This is a genomic window from Bordetella petrii, assembly GCF_000067205.1.
GTDB classification, from domain to species: Bacteria; Pseudomonadota; Gammaproteobacteria; order Burkholderiales; family Burkholderiaceae_B; genus Bordetella_A; species Bordetella_A petrii.
This window is the reverse complement of record NC_010170.1, coordinates 3,873,099-3,888,629: the sequence shown is the minus strand read 5'-3', so window position 1 is coordinate 3,888,629 and position 15,531 is coordinate 3,873,099. Positions and strand designations below refer to the sequence as shown.

The 15,531-nt window shown below is 67.2% G+C and carries 15 protein-coding genes; 6 read left to right on the top strand and 9 right to left on the bottom strand.

From position 1 onward, the window contains the following. Nucleotides 1-3: 3 nt before the first annotated feature. Nucleotides 4-1,164, bottom strand: coding sequence for a CaiB/BaiF CoA transferase family protein (locus BPET_RS18670; RefSeq protein WP_012250575.1), 1,161 nt, complete (start codon nt 1,162-1,164; stop codon nt 4-6). Nucleotides 1,165-1,303: 139 nt separating this feature from the next. Between BPET_RS18670 and BPET_RS18665 the strand changes: the two genes are divergently transcribed. Continuing rightward, nucleotides 1,304-2,269, top strand: a complete 966-nt coding sequence (locus tag BPET_RS18665) for a Bug family tripartite tricarboxylate transporter substrate binding protein (protein WP_012250574.1) — start codon at nt 1,304-1,306, stop codon at nt 2,267-2,269. Between the two features lie 64 nt (nt 2,270-2,333). After that, nucleotides 2,334-3,104: an IclR family transcriptional regulator gene (locus BPET_RS18660; RefSeq protein ID WP_041863073.1), complete on the top strand. Its 771-nt coding sequence runs from the start codon at nt 2,334-2,336 to the stop codon at nt 3,102-3,104. 123 nt (nt 3,105-3,227) lie between these two features. Here BPET_RS18660 and BPET_RS18655 read toward each other — a convergent pair whose 3' ends face one another. From BPET_RS18655 to moaC, 5 genes are read right to left on the bottom strand one after another with little or no spacing between them, the layout of a single operon-like run. Further along, entirely contained in the window at nt 3,228-4,433 is a 1,206-nt protein-coding gene (locus tag BPET_RS18655; protein WP_041864177.1) for a molybdopterin molybdotransferase MoeA, read from the bottom strand. Between the two features lie 8 nt (nt 4,434-4,441). After that, nucleotides 4,442-4,963, bottom strand: a complete 522-nt coding sequence (gene moaB, locus BPET_RS18650; protein ID WP_012250571.1) for a molybdenum cofactor biosynthesis protein B — start codon at nt 4,961-4,963, stop codon at nt 4,442-4,444. Then, a complete protein-coding gene (locus BPET_RS18645) occupies nt 4,960-5,439 on the bottom strand; it encodes a molybdenum cofactor biosynthesis protein MoaE (RefSeq protein ID WP_012250570.1) in 480 nt (159 codons plus the stop codon). The genes moaB and BPET_RS18645 overlap by 4 nt, the downstream gene beginning before the upstream one ends. Nucleotides 5,440-5,444: 5 nt before the next feature. Continuing rightward, nucleotides 5,445-5,696 (bottom strand): MoaD/ThiS family protein, encoded by a 252-nt coding sequence (locus BPET_RS18640; protein WP_012250569.1) that lies wholly within the window; start codon nt 5,694-5,696, stop codon nt 5,445-5,447. Next, nucleotides 5,677-6,165: a cyclic pyranopterin monophosphate synthase MoaC gene (moaC, locus tag BPET_RS18635; protein ID WP_012250568.1), complete on the bottom strand. Its 489-nt coding sequence runs from the start codon at nt 6,163-6,165 to the stop codon at nt 5,677-5,679. The genes BPET_RS18640 and moaC overlap by 20 nt, the downstream gene beginning before the upstream one ends. Before the next feature lie 127 nt (nt 6,166-6,292). Here moaC and BPET_RS18630 point away from each other — a divergent pair, with 127 nt between their 5' ends. Continuing rightward, the gene (locus BPET_RS18630) at nt 6,293-9,838 is read left to right on the top strand and encodes a DUF748 domain-containing protein (protein ID WP_012250567.1); all 3,546 of its coding nucleotides are present in this window, start codon (nt 6,293-6,295) and stop codon (nt 9,836-9,838) included. Between the two features lie 27 nt (nt 9,839-9,865). Here the strand turns inward: BPET_RS18630 and BPET_RS18625 are convergent, their stop codons facing one another. After that, nucleotides 9,866-10,294 carry a hypothetical protein gene (locus BPET_RS18625; protein WP_012250566.1) on the bottom strand — a complete coding sequence of 143 codons (429 nt, stop codon included), beginning with the start codon at nt 10,292-10,294 and terminating at the stop codon, nt 9,866-9,868. 182 nt (nt 10,295-10,476) lie between these two features. Here BPET_RS18625 and BPET_RS18620 point away from each other — a divergent pair, with 182 nt between their 5' ends. Together BPET_RS18620 and BPET_RS18615 are read left to right on the top strand one after the other, a co-directional pair. Then, on the top strand, nt 10,477-10,980 hold the full coding sequence (locus tag BPET_RS18620) for a peroxiredoxin (protein ID WP_012250565.1): 504 nt from the start codon (nt 10,477-10,479) through the stop codon (nt 10,978-10,980). Between the two features lie 77 nt (nt 10,981-11,057). Beyond that, nucleotides 11,058-12,518 (top strand): MFS transporter, encoded by a 1,461-nt coding sequence (locus BPET_RS18615; RefSeq protein ID WP_012250564.1) that lies wholly within the window; start codon nt 11,058-11,060, stop codon nt 12,516-12,518. 9 nt (nt 12,519-12,527) lie between these two features. Here BPET_RS18615 and BPET_RS18610 read toward each other — a convergent pair whose 3' ends face one another. After that, the gene (locus BPET_RS18610; RefSeq protein ID WP_041864173.1) at nt 12,528-13,385 is read right to left on the bottom strand and encodes an EamA family transporter; all 858 of its coding nucleotides are present in this window, start codon (nt 13,383-13,385) and stop codon (nt 12,528-12,530) included. A 5-nt stretch (nt 13,386-13,390) separates the two neighbouring features. Next, nucleotides 13,391-14,413: a biotin synthase BioB gene (gene bioB / locus BPET_RS18605; RefSeq protein ID WP_012250562.1), complete on the bottom strand. Its 1,023-nt coding sequence runs from the start codon at nt 14,411-14,413 to the stop codon at nt 13,391-13,393. Between the two features lie 345 nt (nt 14,414-14,758). Here bioB and BPET_RS18600 point away from each other — a divergent pair, with 345 nt between their 5' ends. After that, nucleotides 14,759-15,520, top strand: a complete 762-nt coding sequence (locus BPET_RS18600) for an SDR family oxidoreductase (protein WP_012250561.1) — start codon at nt 14,759-14,761, stop codon at nt 15,518-15,520. The last annotated feature ends 11 nt before the right edge of the window (nt 15,521-15,531 follow it).

Sequence of the window (15,531 nt, the reverse complement as noted above, 5' to 3'; positions counted from 1 at the left end):
GCGTTACTCCGGGGCGCGGACCGAGAGCTCGGCCAGGATTTCGGCATTGTGTTCGCCCAGCGCGGGCGGGCGGCGCGACACCGGCGCCGTATGGCCGTCGAAGCGGATGGGCGAGGCGAACGTGCGGGTTTGCGCGCCGTTGGGCAGCGTCAGGTCTTGCACCCATTGCATGTGATCGACCTGCGGATCGGCCAGCACGTCGGAATAGTTGTTGATGGGCGCGCAGGGCACGCCGGCCTGGCGGAACTTGTGCAGCCAGGTGGCCGCATCGGCGCCGGCGAAGATGTCTTCCAGGATGTCGCGCAAGGCCTCCTGGTTGGCGGCGCGCAGCCCGGTGTTGGCAAAGCGCGCATCGGCGTGCAGGTCGGGACGGCCGATAACGTCGCAGACGGACTTCCACAGCGAATCGTTGCCGGCCGCCATGCCGAAATAGCCGCCCTGGCAACGGAACACCTGGTACGGCGCGTTGCGCGGATGGGCCGAGCCCAGCTTGACGGGATCGACCCCCGTGCCGAAGAACTGCGAAGTCTGTAGCGCGGCGATGCCCAGCGTGGCGCCCAGCATGGAGATATCGACATGGGTGCCTTGCCCGCTGGCCTGCGCGCTGCGCAGCGCGGCCACGACGGAAAAGGCGCCGTACAGCCCCGCTGTGAAATCGCAGACAGGCACGCCGCACTTGACCGGCGCGCCGCCGGTTTCGCCGGTGACGCTCATCAGGCCGCTCATGGCCTGCAGGGTGAGGTCGAAGCCGCCTTCCTGGCTGCGCGGCCCGCTTTGTCCGTAGGCGGAAATCGAGCAATACACCAGCTTGGGGTTGGCCTGGGACATGGCCTGGTAGCCCAGGCCCAGCCGGTCCATGACGCCGGGGCGGTTGTTTTCGATAAGAACGTCGGCCTGGGCGATGAGCTGCGCGGCCAGGCGCTGGTCGGCCTCGTTTTTCAGGTTCAGCGTCACCGACCGCTTGTTGCGGTTGAGCGAGGCGAAGTTTTCGCTATAGCCATCGGTGATGGGGGCCCAGCTGCGCAGGGTGTCGCCCGTGCCGGGAGGTTCGATCTTGACGACATCGGCGCCCATGTCCGCCAGCAGCATGCCGCAGAAGGGCCCGGCGGCGACGTTGCAGATTTCGATGACCCGCACCCCTTGCAGGGTGGATTGCTGCTTCATGGATGAATACTCCCGCAGGCCGCGGGGCGGCCCGTTTTCGAATTTCGATTGACGCCTGGAATGTTATATGGGAGGCTATAAAAAATCAAATAATAGAATTTTCATCCCATTATTTGGGATCATTCACCCGGAGAGAACCATGGCAACATTCCTATCCCGCATCGTGGGCGCCCTGCTGGTCGTGGGTTGCGCCGTGGCATCGGCGGCCCCCTGGCCCGCCGCGCCTATCAATATGATCGTGCCGTACCCGCCTGGCGGCGCCACCGATTTTTCGGCGCGCGTGTACGCTGAACAGTTGTCCAGAATACTGGGCCAGCCGGTGGTGGTGGAAAACAAAGCCGGCGCCGCTGGCGAGATCGGCGCGCAATTCGTCGTGAACGCCAAGCCCGATGGCTACACGGTGCTGCTGGGCGCGGTGGGCAGCCTGGCCATCAACTCGCTGCTGCCCTCGAAAAAGCAGCAGTACCAGTTTCCGCAGGCGTTTCACGGCGTGTCGATGGCAACCTCGACGCCGCTGGCGGTGGTGGTGCGCGCCGACCTGCCGGTCCACAACATCCAGGAGCTCATCGCGCTGGCCAAGAGCAAGCCCGGCAAGCTGTCGTACGGCTCGGCCGGCTACGGATCATCGCAGCACATGACCGGCGAAAAATTCCAGATCGCCACCGGCACGCACCTGCTGCACGTGCCCTACAAGGGCAGCGGCCCCGCGCTGGCCGACCTCATGGGCGGGCAGGTGGACATGGTGTTCGACACCATGCCCACGCTGATGTCTCAGGTGGGGAACAAAAAACTGCGCTTCATCGGCGTTACCACCAAGACGCGGGCGCCTTCGCTGCCGGACGTGCCCACGCTGCAAGAGCAGGGCATCGACGGCTACGACATCAGCACGCGCTATGCGATGCTGGTGCCCAAGGGCACCCCCGGCGACATCGTGCAGCGCCTGTCCGAGGCAATGAAGCAGGCCGCGGCCGCGCCGTCGTTGCAGAAGGCCATGGCCGGGCAGGGCGCGGCCGCCGTGCCCACCACGCCGTCGCAGACCGACCAGGCGCTGCGCGACGAAATCGCCATCTGGGCAGATGTGGTCAACAACGCCAACCTGAAGTAGCGGCGCGCCCCGCCCGTGGCCCGCATACAATGGCGCGGGTAGTGAAACCGGGCGGCGCTTCTTCATGGATAAAACGTTACTCAAGGGCTTGATGGTGCTGGAAACCGTCAGCAAGCATGACGGCCGCGCGCCTGGTCTGGACGAGGTCGCCGCGCTGTGCGGGCTGTCGCGCAGCAACGCGCACCGCACGCTGCAGACGCTGGCCCACGCCGGCTATATCGCGCGCGACCAGGACACGGGCGGTTACCGCTGCACCCTCAAGATGTTCGAACTGGGCGCCCGGCAACTGTCGAACATGGACGTGCGTCCGCTGGCGCTGCCCCACATGCGCGCGCTGGCGCTGCAAACCGGCGAAACCGTGCATCTTTCGGTGCTCGACGGGCTGGACGTGGTGTATATCGACAAAATCGACAGCGCCCAGCCCATCCAGGCCTATTCGGTGATAGGCGGGCGGGCGCCCGCCTACGCGGTGGCCACCGGCAAGGCGCTGCTGGCCTTTCAGCAGGCCGACTACCTGGCGCACTACAAGAGCCTGCTGCGCTCGCATACCCGCATGACGCGCACCACCGACGCCGCGCTGCGGCAAGAACTGGCCGAAGTCGTCCGGCAAGGCTATGCCATCAACCGCGGCGAATGGCGCGACGGCATAGGCGGTGTCGCCAGCCCGATATTCAGCGGACTCGACCGGCCGGTGGCGGCGCTGGGCATTTCCGGTCCGCTGGACCGCCTGACCACGGAAAAAATGACGCAGTACGTGCCGCTGGTCCTGGACGCCGCCGCGGCAATATCGCGCCAGCTCGGCTACAGCTCGAAACCTGCCACCGCACAGGCCTGATTCACTGATATGTGATACCGCTGTGGACAGGCGCGGCCCGGCCGGGAACGCCGCGGAGCCGGTTTTGCCGGTCCGCCAGCGTCGCCCCCTCGATGCGGAAGCGCGCAGCGCTTCGGGGGTGGGTCAACTCAGCCAGTGCGCCACGTCGTAGTAAGGCACGGTGTCGCCATCTTGTACGGGCACGCCGGCTGGCAGGCGGGCCAGCCCGGTGGCCCAGGGCATGGAGCTGATCACGGAGGAATCCTGGTTGGGATAGGGCACCAGTTCCGGCGCCTGGCCTGGCTCTTGGCGCCATTGCACCCGCAGGAATTCTTCGCGGCTGTCCTGGCGGGGGCGCTCGGTGCGCAGCGGCGCCGCGCCCACTGGCGGAAACAGCACGGCCCGCCCCTGCATGCGCCGCACCAGGGGCGACACCAGCATGGCGTACACCGCGTACACCGAGACCGGGTTGCCCGGCAGGCAGACCACGGGCTTGCCATCGATGTGCGCCAGCGCGACCGGCTTGCCCGGCTTCATGCGCACTTTCCACAATGCCAGCTTGCCGCCCAGCGATTCCAGCACCGGCTTGACCAGGTCTTTTTCGCCCACCGACACGCCGCCGATGCTCAGCAGCAGGTCGCAATCGGCCAGGATGGTGCGCACCGCGGCGCGCAGGTCGGGCTCGTTGTCGCGCGCATGCAGCACGTGCACGGCGTGCGCGCCGGTTTTTTGCACCAGGGCCGCCAGCATGGGGCCGTTGCAGTTATAGATTTGCTGCGCCGCGCGCTCGGCGCCAGGGGGCACGAGCTCGTCGCCAGTCGTCAAAATGCCGACGCGCAGGCGATCGACCACCTGCACGTGCGTCAGCCCTTGCGAGGCCAGCAGCGCGATGTGGGCGGCTTCTAGCAGGGTGCCGGCAGCCAGCAGCGGCTGACCGGCCGTGGTGTCCATGCCGCGCTTGCGCACGAACTGCCCGGCGGCCGGCGCCTGCAGTATTTGTACCTGGCCGTCGGCCTCGCGCGTGTTTTCCTGGATGACGACGGTGTCGGCGCCCGCCGGGATCAGGCTGCCCGTGAACAGGCGCGTGGCCTGGCCCGGCAACTGAGGTTGCGGCATGTCGCCCGCGTAGCTGCGCTGCTGGATGGGCAGCACCACGTCGGGCTGGTAATCGGCATAGCGGATCGCGTAGCCGTCCATGGCGCTGTTGTCGGCGGGCGGCAAATCGAGCGTGGCCGACATATCGACAGCCAGCACGCGCCCGACCGCGTCGGCCAGGGTTACCAGTTGAAGGCGGTCAAGCGGCTTGGCGGCCTGCGCCAGCAGCGTCTGGGCGCGGTCGAAGTCGAGCAGTTCGTCTTTCATTCGGTGGCAGCCTTGCGGAACAGGGTCGCGAAATTGCAGGGGCGGTGCGTGCTGTCGAGCTGTTCGCGCAGGATGCGCGTCCAGGCCGTGCGGCAGGCGTCGTTCGAGCCCGGCAGGCAGAAGACCAGGGTGCCGTTGGCCATGCCCGCCAGGGCGCGCGACTGGATCGACGAGCTGCCGATTTCGTCGTACGACACTTGCCGGAACAGGGCTTCGAAGCCGGCGATTTCGCGGTCGAACAGCGGCAGCACGGCTTCGGGCACGCCGTGGCTGTGGCCGTAGCCGGTGCCGCCCGAAGTGAGGATGACCTGGACCTCGGGGTCGGCGATCCAGTCGCTGAGCACGCGGCGGATCTGGTACAGGTTGCTTTTGACGATGTCGCGGCGCACGCAGCTGTGGCCGGCCTGGGCCAGGCTTTCGGCCAGCAAATTGCCGGATGTGTCGTCGCCGGCGGTGCGCGTGTCGCTGATGGTGAGCACGGCGCAGGCCAGCGGGATGGGGGTGTCGAGCGCCTTCATGTCGGCTCCTTGGGGGCGTCGCCCGCGTCCCATGCCTGGGTGCGCTCGTGATCGGCCGCGCGCTGCTCGACCCAGAAACTGCGGCCGCCCTGCAGGGTTTCGCGTTTCCAGAAGGGCGCGCGGGTTTTCAGGGCGTCGATCATGTATTCGCAGCCGCGAAAGGCGTCGCCGCGGTGCGCGCTGGCGGCCGCCACGAAGACGATCTGGGCATTGCGCTGCAGCGCGCCCACGCGGTGGGCAATGGTGGTGCCGGCAAGGTTCCAGCGCTGCTGCGCCGTGGCGGCGATGTCGTGCAGCTCGCGCTCGCACATGCCCGGATAGTGTTCCAGGTAAAGGGTTTCAGTGGCTTGTCCGGGCGCGAAGTCGCGGACGTAGCCGGTGAAGGTGACGATGGCGCCGGCCTCGGCGCCGACCTGTTCGCGCAGGCGCGCCAGCAGGGCCGCGCTGTCGAAGTCGGCTTCCTGGACGATGATCATGGCGTTCAGCCTCCGGTGACCGGCTCGAAAATGGCCACTTCGTCGCCCGGCCGGATCGGCGCCGACGGCTTGGCATGCGTCTGGTTGATGGCCAGTTTCAGGCGCGCCGCCGGCGCGAGCTGCGGGTAGCGGGCCTGCAGCGCTTCGAGCAGTTGCGCGCCGGTGGTCGGCTCGGCCAGCGGCCAGGCTTCGCCGCGCGTGCCCACCAGTTCGGCCACGCGCGCGAAGTACAGCAGATTAATCGTTGCGCCACTCACCGCTTTTGCCTCCTGCCTTGTATTCAAGGCGTATCTGTTCAATGACGATGCCTTTGTCGGCCGCCTTGCACATGTCGTAGATGGTCAGCGCGGCCACGCTGGCGGCGGTCATGGCTTCCATTTCGACGCCGGTTTTGTAGTGGGTGCGGCAGGTAGCGCGCACTTCGACGGTATGGGTGGCGTCGTCGAGCGAGAAATCAACCCCGACGAAGGCCAGCGGCAGGCTGTGGCACAGCGGGATGAGCTCGGCGCAGCGCTTGGCGGCCAGCACGGCGGCCACGCGCGCCGTGTTAAGGACTTCGCCCTTGCCTTGGCCGGGCTGGGTCAGCAGGCCGTAGGCGAGGGCGTTCATGCGCACCGCGCCGCGCGCGATGGCGATGCGGTCGCTGGCGGATTTTGCGCCGACGTCGACCATGCGGATCTGGCCGGATTCGTCCAGGTGACTAAGGGCGGGAGAAGGCGAAGACATGGTCAGGTAAATGTTAAGTATTGAAAGAACGGGCCGGTTTGGGCCTTTGTGGCGGCGCCCGCACCCTATGATAGACGAGCTGTGCCGCAGGCGCGATAATCCCCATGCCCGTACCAGGAGATCACGCATGGCCTTCAGGATGCCCAGGTTGAGATTCACTCGGCGTTTCGGAAAGATCCTTCTGGCCACGGTGGCTGTCATTCTTATTTTGTTCGGCGTGGCCGCGTGGCAAGTGCCCAAGGTGCTGCGCAGCGCGCTCACCGACGACGTGGCCGGCCTGCTGGGCAGGCCGGTGCGGGTCGGCGACATCAGCTTCAACCCCTTCACGCTCACCGTCCGGGCCCACGATCTCGCCATCGAGCAGCCGGGCGCAGACTCCCCATTGGTTGATATCGGTCAACTGGATGTCAGCGCATCCTGGATGTCGCTGTTCTGGTTCGCCCCGGTGGTCGACTCGGTGCGGGTCGAGCGCCCGCGCATCGCGCTGGTGCGCGAAGACGTCACGCGCTTCAATTTTTCCGACATCCAGCAGAAGCTGGCCGACATGGCCGCCGCGCAGCCCGAGCCCGCACAGCCCGACGACGGCGGTCTGCCGCGCTTCTCGCTGAACAACCTGGTGCTGGAAGACGGCGCCATCACCCTCGACGATCGCGTTACGGGCCGCAAGCAGCAGGTCGACGAGATCGCGCTGGGCGTGCCGTTCATTTCCACCTTCGGCTACGCCACCGACATCGACGTGCAGCCCAGCGTGCACATGCGCATCAACGGCAGCCCATTCGATCTCGATGGCGTGGCGCGTCCGTTCGACGAGGTGCCGGCCTCGACGCTGAACGTGAAATTCACCGGGCTGGCGCTCGAAAACTGGGCCGACGCCTGGCCGATGCCGCTGCCCATCAAGGTCGAGCGCGCCCTGCTCGATTCCGACTTGCGCGTGGTGTTCGAGCAGCCGCGCGACGCCGCGCCCACGATCCGGGTCGTGGGCGATCTGGGCCTGCGCCAGCTCGACCTGCGCGAAACCTCGGGCGAATCGCTGCTGCAATGGAGCACGCTGAACGTGCGCCGCATCGCGCTCGACCTCATCGCCCGCCAATTGTCCATAGGCCAGGTCGAGCTGTGGTCGCCCATGGCGCAAACCCGGCGCGACGCCAGCCAGCGCGTCAATTGGCTGCACGTCATCGACCAGCTCAAGGCGCTGGGCGCGGGCGAGCCCGCCGGCACGGCCAGCGCGGACAAGGCGCCAGCCGCGGCGGAGACGGCGGATGCAAAACCGGCTGAAGTGAAGCCGGCTGAAGTGAAGCCGGCCGAAGCGAAAACTGCCGAAGCGAAAACTGCCGAAGCGACACCGGCTTCTAAAGCGAATCCGGCCGAACCCGGCCCCGCCGACGATGGCGCGGCGCAGGCCAATGCGACCACGCCGCCCGCGCCGGCCGAGCCCGACGGGTGGCGGGTTTCGGTCGATGCCATCAACATCAATGACGCCGGGCTGCGCTTGCGCGATGCGCCCACCGGGCTCGACTACACCCTGGCCGGCCTGGCCGCCACCGCGGAAAACGTGCAGTTCCCGCAGCCGCCCGACCAGCCCATCCTGCTCTGGCTCAACATGGACAACCCGGCCGATGGCGGCTGGATTCGCGCCAAGGGCCCGCTGCAGCTCAGCCCCCTGGCCCTGGACCTGGACCTGCGTGTCGGCCACCTGGGGCTGGCGCCGTTCGCCGCCGCGGTGCGCAGCCAGGCGCCCATTCAGTTGCAGGACGGCCGGCTGGGGCTGGAAGGCCAGGTGAAACTGGCCGAACAAGGCGGCGCGACCCAGGTGTCGGCCACCGGGGTCAAGCTGGATCTCTCCGGGTTCGCCGCGCGCGACGAATCGGTCAAGCCGGCCGTGAACCTGGCGCTGGGGCAACTGACGGTGGCGGCCGACCGCCTGGCGCTCGACAGCCAGCCTTCGCCGTTCACGCTGCAGGCGTCCGGCATCCAGGGCGACGGCCAGCTGGGCTTGCAAGGCCAGCTGACGGCGCAGCCCCTGGCGCTGCAAACCAGCGTCGACCTGCAGAACCTGGATCTGGCATCGTTGGCGCCGTATGTCGCGTCCAGCCTGAACGCCACGGTGCGCGCCGTCGCGGTGGGCGCGCGCGGGCAGGCGGCATTCTCGGCCGCGGCGGGCAGCGCTCCCATGAAGGCGCGTTGGCAGGGCGCGGTCGACGTCACGGGCCTCGACCTGGCCGACCGCGTCAATCGCGACGACTTCCTCAAATGGAAGCGCCTGGGCCTGGCCGGCATGCAGGTCTCGGTCGATGGCGACAAGTACGCCGCCAACCTGGGCGACATCACGCTGGACGATTTTTACGGCCGCATCCTGCTCAGCGCCGAAGGCCGGCTCAATGTCATGGATCTGGTCGCCGAACCCGGCCAGGCCGGCGGCTCGATCACGCAAGACACCCAGACCCGCGGCCGCCCCGCGCGCCAGCCCGATACCGCGGGCCAGTTGCCCGACATCTCCGTGGCCAGCGTCACGCTGAAGAACGGGCGCATGACCTTCACCGACCGCTTCGTCAAGCCGAACTACACGGCCGAGCTGTCGCGCATCGAGGGCGGCCTGTCGGCCGTGTCGTCGCGCAACCCCAAGCCCGCCAAGGTCAAGGTCACCGGCCGCGTGTACGGCACCGCGCCGCTGTCGATCAGCGGCAGCGTGCAGCCGTTCGCCGAATTCCTGTCGCTGGACCTGAAGGCCTCGGCCAAGGGTGTCGACCTGCCTCGCTTTACCACCTATTCGTCCAAATACGTCGGTTATCCCATCAAGCGCGGCAAGCTCTCGCTCGACCTCGAATACAAGCTGAAAGACCGCGCCCTGCAGGCCAGCAACCACGTGGTGCTCAACCAGCTCACCTTCGGCGAAAAGACCGACAGCCCCGATGCCACCAAGCTGCCCGTGATGCTGGCGGTGGCCCTGCTGAAAGACAGCAGCGGCAATATCGACATCAACCTGCCTATCTCGGGCTCGCTGGACGACCCGCAGTTCTCGGTGGGCGGCATCATCGTGCGGGTGCTGGTCAACCTGGTGGTCAAGGCCGTGACCTCGCCGTTTTCGCTGCTGGCTTCGGCCTTCGGCGGCGGCGAAGAACTGTCGTACATCAACTTCGAGCCCGGCAGCGCCATTCTGGCCGCCGACGCCGCCCAGCGCATCGCCACGCTGGCCAAGGCGCTGAACGACCGTCCAGGCCTGAAGCTGGACATCATCGGGCGCGCCGATCCGGCCACCGATGCCGAGGGCCTGCGCCAGGCGTGGGTCGATTTGCAGATCCGCAAGGCCAAGGCCGCCGATACCGGCAGCCGCGGCAAGCATCCCGATCCGGCCACCGTCGAAGTATCGGCGGCCGAGCGCGCCGAATACCTCGAAGAGGTTTACGACGACACCGACATCGAGAACAAGCCGCGCAATTTCATAGGTTTCGCCAAGTCGGTGCCGGCCAACCAGATGGAAGCCCTGCTGCGCGAGGCCGCGCCGATCAACGACGACGACCTGCGCAAGCTGGCCGATGCGCGAGCCCAGGCCGTTTACGAAAAGCTGCAGGAAACCGGCCCGGCCGACCGTATTTTCATCGTGGCTTCCAGCCTGGACGGCGCCGCGGGCGAGGGCGACGCAACGCCTTCGCGCGTGGATTTTGCCTTGAAGTAAGCGCGGGCCGCGCGTGCGGCCCGGCGGCTATTTTTCCCGCGGCTCGGGCAGGCCGTCGGTGACTTCGGCGATGCCCTGCTTCATTTCGTCGTAGCCAATGTCGCGCTCGTGCTGGAAGCTGCCCAGCATGCCGGGGCAGCCGTCCACCCCCGACTCGCGCATGTCCACCATCATTTTTTCGCCTTCGCGGCGGCCCTGCCCGAACAGGGCGTCGTAGCGGTCGACGCGGTAGCCGAACTCGTCGGCGTAGCGCCGCAGGTTGGAGCGCGCCGTGGCCTGGTGCCGCGCCAGGTCGGGCGGCGAGGCGCCGCAGGCTTGCGCGGCGCCGTTGGTGGCGCCGGAGGTGACGACTAACTGGTCGAATTCCGCCTGGTCCTGGGCCCAGGCCGGGGCGGCGCCGGCCACGCCCACGGCCAGTGCGATGGCGGTGGTCAGGAAATTGCGCATGGCTTCCATTATGGCAAGCCCGGCGCGCGCGCAGGGCGCCCGCCCGGTGTGGAGTCGTATCAGTCTGTGCACGATTCTTTCCCGCCGACGCGGCGGCGTCGGGCTGCTTACCCGAAGCGCCGGAGTGGCACTATGATGGCGGTTTGCCGGGCGATTCCCGTCCGGAACTTGCCTGTACCTGGAGAGAACCCATGACCATCAAAGTCGGCGATCGCGTGCCCGACGGTACCCTGACCGAATTCTTTGAAACCGAAAGCGGCGGCTGCTCGCTGGGCCCCAACAATTTCCAGGTGGCCGACCTGGTCAAGGGCAAGACCATCGCCGTGTTCGCCGTGCCCGGCGCCTTCACGCCCACCTGCTCCGCCAAGCACCTGCCGGGCTATGTCCAGCAGGCCCAGGCCCTGAAAGACAAGGGCGTGGACGAAATCTGGTGCGTGTCCGTCAACGACGCCTTCGTGATGGGCGCCTGGGGCCGCGAGCAGCAAACCGCCGGCAAGGTGCGCATGCTGGCCGACGGCTCGGCCCACTGGACCCGCGCCCTGGGCCTGGAGCTGGACCTGGACGCGCGCGGCATGGGCGTGCGTTCGCAGCGCTATTCGGCCCTGCTGCAAGACGGCGTGGTCAAGCAATTGAACATCGAAGCGCCCGGCAAGTTCGAAGTCAGCGACGCCGCCACCCTGTTGTCGCAGATATAGCGTATTGTTGTCATGTACCGCGAGGCGCACCGTGCGCCCCGCGGCGCCGCCGCCCCGGCGGCACCCTGTGCATTCCCATGCTAACCACGATTTCCTCCTTTTCGTCGCTGTACCTGGCGACACTGCTGATGCTGATTGGCACCGGCCTGTTCAATACGTACATGGGGCTGCGGCTGACCGCCGAATCGGTCAGCGAGATCTGGGTCGGCGCGCTGATCGCCGGCTATTACCTAGGGCTGGTCTGCGGCGCCCGCATGGGCCACAAGCTGATCATCCGCGTGGGCCACATTCGCGCCTTCGTGGCCTGCGCCGCCATTTCCACCAGCATGATCCTGGCCCAGATCCTGGTCGACTACATGCCGGTGTGGCTGCTGTTCCGCCTGGTGGCCGGTGTGGTCATGGTGACCGAACTGATGGTCATCGAAAGCTGGCTGAACGAGCAAACCGAAAACCACCAGCGCGGCCGCGTGTTCTCTGTATATATGGTGGTGTCCGGCCTGGGCACGGTGCTGGGCCAGTTGGCGCTGACCGCCTATGCCGCGCTGGACCAGCAGCCCCTGATCCTGGTGGCCGGCTGCCTGGTGCTGTGCCTGGTGCCCATTGCCGTTACCGCGCGTTCCCACCCGCCCACACCGCTGCCCGCGCCGCTCGATCTGCGTTTTTTCTTCCAGCGCGTGCCGTTGTCCATGACCGTGTTGTTCGTGGCGGGCAACCTGTCGGGCGCGTTCTATGGCCTGGCGCCGGTCTACGCCGCCAAGTTCGGCATGACGACCTCGCAGGCCGCGGTGTTCGTGGCGGCCGGCGTCACGGCGGGGCTGTTGTCACAGTGGCCGATGGGCTGGCTGTCCGACCGCATCAACCGCGCCGGCCTGATCCGCTTCAACGCCTTCCTGCTGACGCTGCTGCCGGTGGTGATGTGGGGCTGGCTCGATCTGCCGTTCTGGCTGCTGGTGCTGATGTCGTGCGTGTTCGGCGTACTGCAGTTCACCCTGTATCCGCTGGGCGCCGCGTTCGCCAACGACCACGTCGAGCCCGAGCGGCGCGTGGGGCTTAGCGCCATTCTGCTCATGACCTACGGCGTGGGCGCCTGCCTGGGGCCCATGGTGGCGGGCGTGCTGATGTCCGTTGCCGGCCCCAGCATGTACTACGTGTTCGTGTCGGTATGCGCGCTGATCCTGGTGTGGCAGGTGCGGCCGGCTCGCGTGACGGGGGCGCACCAGGTCGACGAGGCGCCCGTGCATTTCGTGCCGCTGCCCGACAACCTGCAAAGTTCCCCGGCCGCCGCCGCGCTGGACCCGCGCGTCGACCCGGAGGTGGACGTCACCATGGAAATGGCCTCGCCCGAGCCGGGCGTGGTGCAGGCGCCCGAGCCCCCGGCCGAGGCGGGCGGCGAAACGGCCGAACAACGGATCGAGCCAGGTACCGAACCAGCGTCCGGTGCAACGGCGGGCGAGGCGTCCGGCGAAGCGTCGCCCGAAGGCGGCGATGCCGCATCGAGTGGCGGCGGCGCCGCATCGCCGGCGCGCACCGGCACTTGATGCCGGTTTTCAGGGCATCATCAGCAGAATCGCCGCGACCGCCAGCACCAGCCCCAGCAGGTTCACGCGGCTGAGCGGTTCGCGAAAGGCCAGCGCGCCCACGACCGTGCCCAGCGCGATAACCCCCATGTTCATCGCCGAAAACACCAGCGCCGGGTTGTCTGGCAGAGCCTGGTGCGCGCGGATGTAGGTGACGATGTTGCCGAAGTTCGCCACGCCCAGCGCCACGCCGGCCAGCAAATGGCGCGGCTGCCAGGCGGTGCGCCGCAAGAACAGGCAGGCCGCCGTGAACACGCCGGCCAGGGCGAAGGCGATCAGCAGCGCGCCCGAGAACGCGGCGCCGGCCTTGGCTACCTGCTTGAACAGGATATCCACCACGCCATAGGCGGCCCAGACCCCCAGCGGCCACAGCCAGGCGTTCCGGCCTCCGGCTTGGCTACCGGCCGGCGCGCGCCGGCGCAGCACGCAGAACAATGCCGTGAAGGCCAGCGCGATGGCGCCCGCCTTGCGCGCGGTGATCGACTCGCCGAACAACAGGAAGGCCGCCAGCAAAGGCAGGAACAGCGACAGCCGCTGCGCCGCGTCGCTACGCACGATGCCGGCGTGGCGCACCGATTGCGCCATCGCCATGAAGCCGCTGGGCAGCAGCACGCCCAGCGCCAGCAGCAGGCCCCAGGCCTGCCCGGCCGACTGCAGCTGGACGGCGGACGGCTGCAGCATCAGCCAGCTGAGCGCCGCGGTCACCGCGTAGTTGGCGGCAATGGCCTGCGCCACGTCGATGTCGTGCCGGCGCGCCAGTTTCAGCAGCACCGCCACGGTGACGCTGCATGCCACGCTGGCCAGCAGGTACAGCAGGCCGGGAGTCAGCGGGATCATGCCGGCGTCGCCTGCGGCAGAGCGGGCAGGGCGCCTTCCGCGTGCATGCCCAGGCGCTCCAGCAGGCGTTGATCTGCCTCGACTTGCGGGTTGCCGGTGGTCAGCAGCACGTCGCCGCAGAACAGCGAATTGGCGCCCGCCAGGAAACACAGCGCCTGCAGCGTGTCGCTCATGGTTTCACGGCCCGCCGACAGGCGCACCCGCGCCAGCGGCATGACGATGCGGGCCACCGCGATGGTGCGCACGAATTCGAAGGGGTCCAGCGCTTCGGTGCCGGCCAACGGCGTGCCTTCCACCTGCACCAGGTTGTTGATCGGCACGGATTCGGGGTAAGGGTCCAGGCTGGCCAGCTGCGCGATCAGGCCCGCGCGCTCGCGGCGCGATTCGCCCATGCCGACGATGCCCCCGCAGCACACGTTAAGTCCGGCATCGCGCACGCGCGCCAGCGTATCCAGGCGGTCCTGGTAGGTGCGGGTGGAGATGATGCTGCCGTAGAACTCGGGCGAGGTGTCGAGATTGTGGTTGTAGTAGTCGAGTCCGGCTTCTTTCAACTGCTCGGCCTGCCCGTCGCGCAGCATGCCCAGCGTTACGCAGGTTTCCAGGCCCAGCGCCTTCACCGCGCGGATCATCTCGGCGACTTCGTCCAGGTGGTGCGGCTTGGGGCTGCGCCAGGCCGCGCCCATGCAGAAACGCTGCGCGCCGCCGGCCTGGGCGGCGCGGGCGGCTTGCAACACGTCTTCCAGCGGCATCAGCTTGTCGGCCGCCAGACCCGTGTCGTAGTGCGCCGACTGCGGGCAATACGCGCAGTCTTCCGGGCAGCCGCCGGTCTTGATGGACAGCAGGCTGGAGAGCTGGATCGCGCTGGCGTCGAAATGCTGCCTGTGGACTTGCTGGGCGCGGTACAGCAGATCCATGAACGGCAGCTCGTAAAGCGCCAGGACGTCATCCGCCTGCCAGGCCCCGGCAGCAGGCGCGTTGGGTTTGGCGATGTCGGAAACGGGAATGGTCGAGATGTGCATGGCGATCCTCCGCTGAGTCGATGTGGCATGGCTGCCCGCAGCGGCGGATCGTAGAAACCCCGGCAGGAAAAAGGCAACCACGAAAAAAGAGGGGTAATTGCCTGATTGTTTTGCGAAGATGTGCGGTTTTTTATGCTTTTTGGGGCGACAGTGCCGTTAACCGGGCCATATCTTCGCGCAGCGCGAGCGCGCTGTTTTTTGAATCAATTTGTAAATCAGCTCGCGCTTGATCTGCCCTGATTGTTGAGAATTTTTGAATTAACAAGCCAAATTTCGGACATTTATTGATCGGATGGCAGATGCAATCATGCCATCCATGTACTCGAACTACTCGCCGGAACCATCATGAATACCAGCAATACTTCTGCCGCATCGTCCTCCGCCCGCACCGCGATCGTCACCGGGGCATCCCGGGGCATCGGTCGCGCCATCGCCTTGCGGCTGGCCACCGACGGCTTCAAGGTCGTCGTCAATTATTCGGGCAACGCGGCCAAGGCCGACGAAGTCGTTGCCGCCATCCATGCCGCGGGCGGTCAGGCCTTGGCCATCCAGGCGGATGTTGCCAAGGTCGAAGACGTGCAGCGTCTGTTTGCCACGGCCCTGGATGCTTGCGGAGCCATCACGGCGGTGGTCCACAGCGCCGGCATCATGCCGATGGCGCCGATTGCACCCGAAAGCATCGACGCCTTCGACCGCACCATCGCCACCAACCTGCGGGGCGCCTTCCTGGTGCTGGGCCATGCCGCCCGGCACCTGCAGGCCGGCGGGCGCATCGTGGCGGTGTCGAGCAGCGTGATCGCCAAGTCTTTTCCCCAGTACGGCGCGTACATCGCGTCCAAGGCCGGCGTGGAAGGGCTGGTGCGCGTGCTCGCCAACGAAGTGCGCGGCCGGAACATCACGGTCAACGCCGTGGCGCCGGGGCCGGTGGCCACCGAACTGTTCCTGGCGGGCAAGACAGAGGAACAGGTCGAGCAACTGGCAAAAATGGTGCCGCTGGAACGCCTGGGGCAACCCGAAGACATTGCCCGAGTCGTGTCGTTTTTGCTGGGCGCCGATGGCGATTGGGTGAACGCCCAGGTGCTGCGCGCCAATGGCGGATTCGCCTGAGCGAAAGAAAA

Excerpts from the sequence above, each read along its gene's own strand:
- bioB (WP_012250562.1), bottom strand. The coding sequence starts at position 14,413 with ATGCACATCTCGACCATTCCCGTTTCCGACATCGCCAAACCCAACGCG.
- BPET_RS18625 (WP_012250566.1), bottom strand. The coding sequence starts at position 10,294 with ATGGAAGCCATGCGCAATTTCCTGACCACCGCCATCGCACTGGCCGTG.
- BPET_RS18670 (WP_012250575.1), bottom strand. The coding sequence starts at position 1,164 with ATGAAGCAGCAATCCACCCTGCAAGGGGTGCGGGTCATCGAAATCTGC.
- BPET_RS18600 (WP_012250561.1), top strand. The coding sequence starts at position 14,759 with ATGAATACCAGCAATACTTCTGCCGCATCGTCCTCCGCCCGCACCGCG.
- BPET_RS18630 (WP_012250567.1), top strand. The coding sequence starts at position 6,293 with ATGGCCTTCAGGATGCCCAGGTTGAGATTCACTCGGCGTTTCGGAAAG.
- BPET_RS18645 (WP_012250570.1), bottom strand. The coding sequence starts at position 5,439 with ATGATCATCGTCCAGGAAGCCGACTTCGACAGCGCGGCCCTGCTGGCG.
- moaC (WP_012250568.1), bottom strand. The coding sequence starts at position 6,165 with ATGTCTTCGCCTTCTCCCGCCCTTAGTCACCTGGACGAATCCGGCCAG.
- BPET_RS18660 (WP_041863073.1), top strand. The coding sequence starts at position 2,334 with ATGGATAAAACGTTACTCAAGGGCTTGATGGTGCTGGAAACCGTCAGC.
- BPET_RS18620 (WP_012250565.1), top strand. The coding sequence starts at position 10,477 with ATGACCATCAAAGTCGGCGATCGCGTGCCCGACGGTACCCTGACCGAA.
- BPET_RS18665 (WP_012250574.1), top strand. The coding sequence starts at position 1,304 with ATGGCAACATTCCTATCCCGCATCGTGGGCGCCCTGCTGGTCGTGGGT.
- moaB (WP_012250571.1), bottom strand. The coding sequence starts at position 4,963 with ATGAAGGCGCTCGACACCCCCATCCCGCTGGCCTGCGCCGTGCTCACC.
- BPET_RS18615 (WP_012250564.1), top strand. The coding sequence starts at position 11,058 with ATGCTAACCACGATTTCCTCCTTTTCGTCGCTGTACCTGGCGACACTG.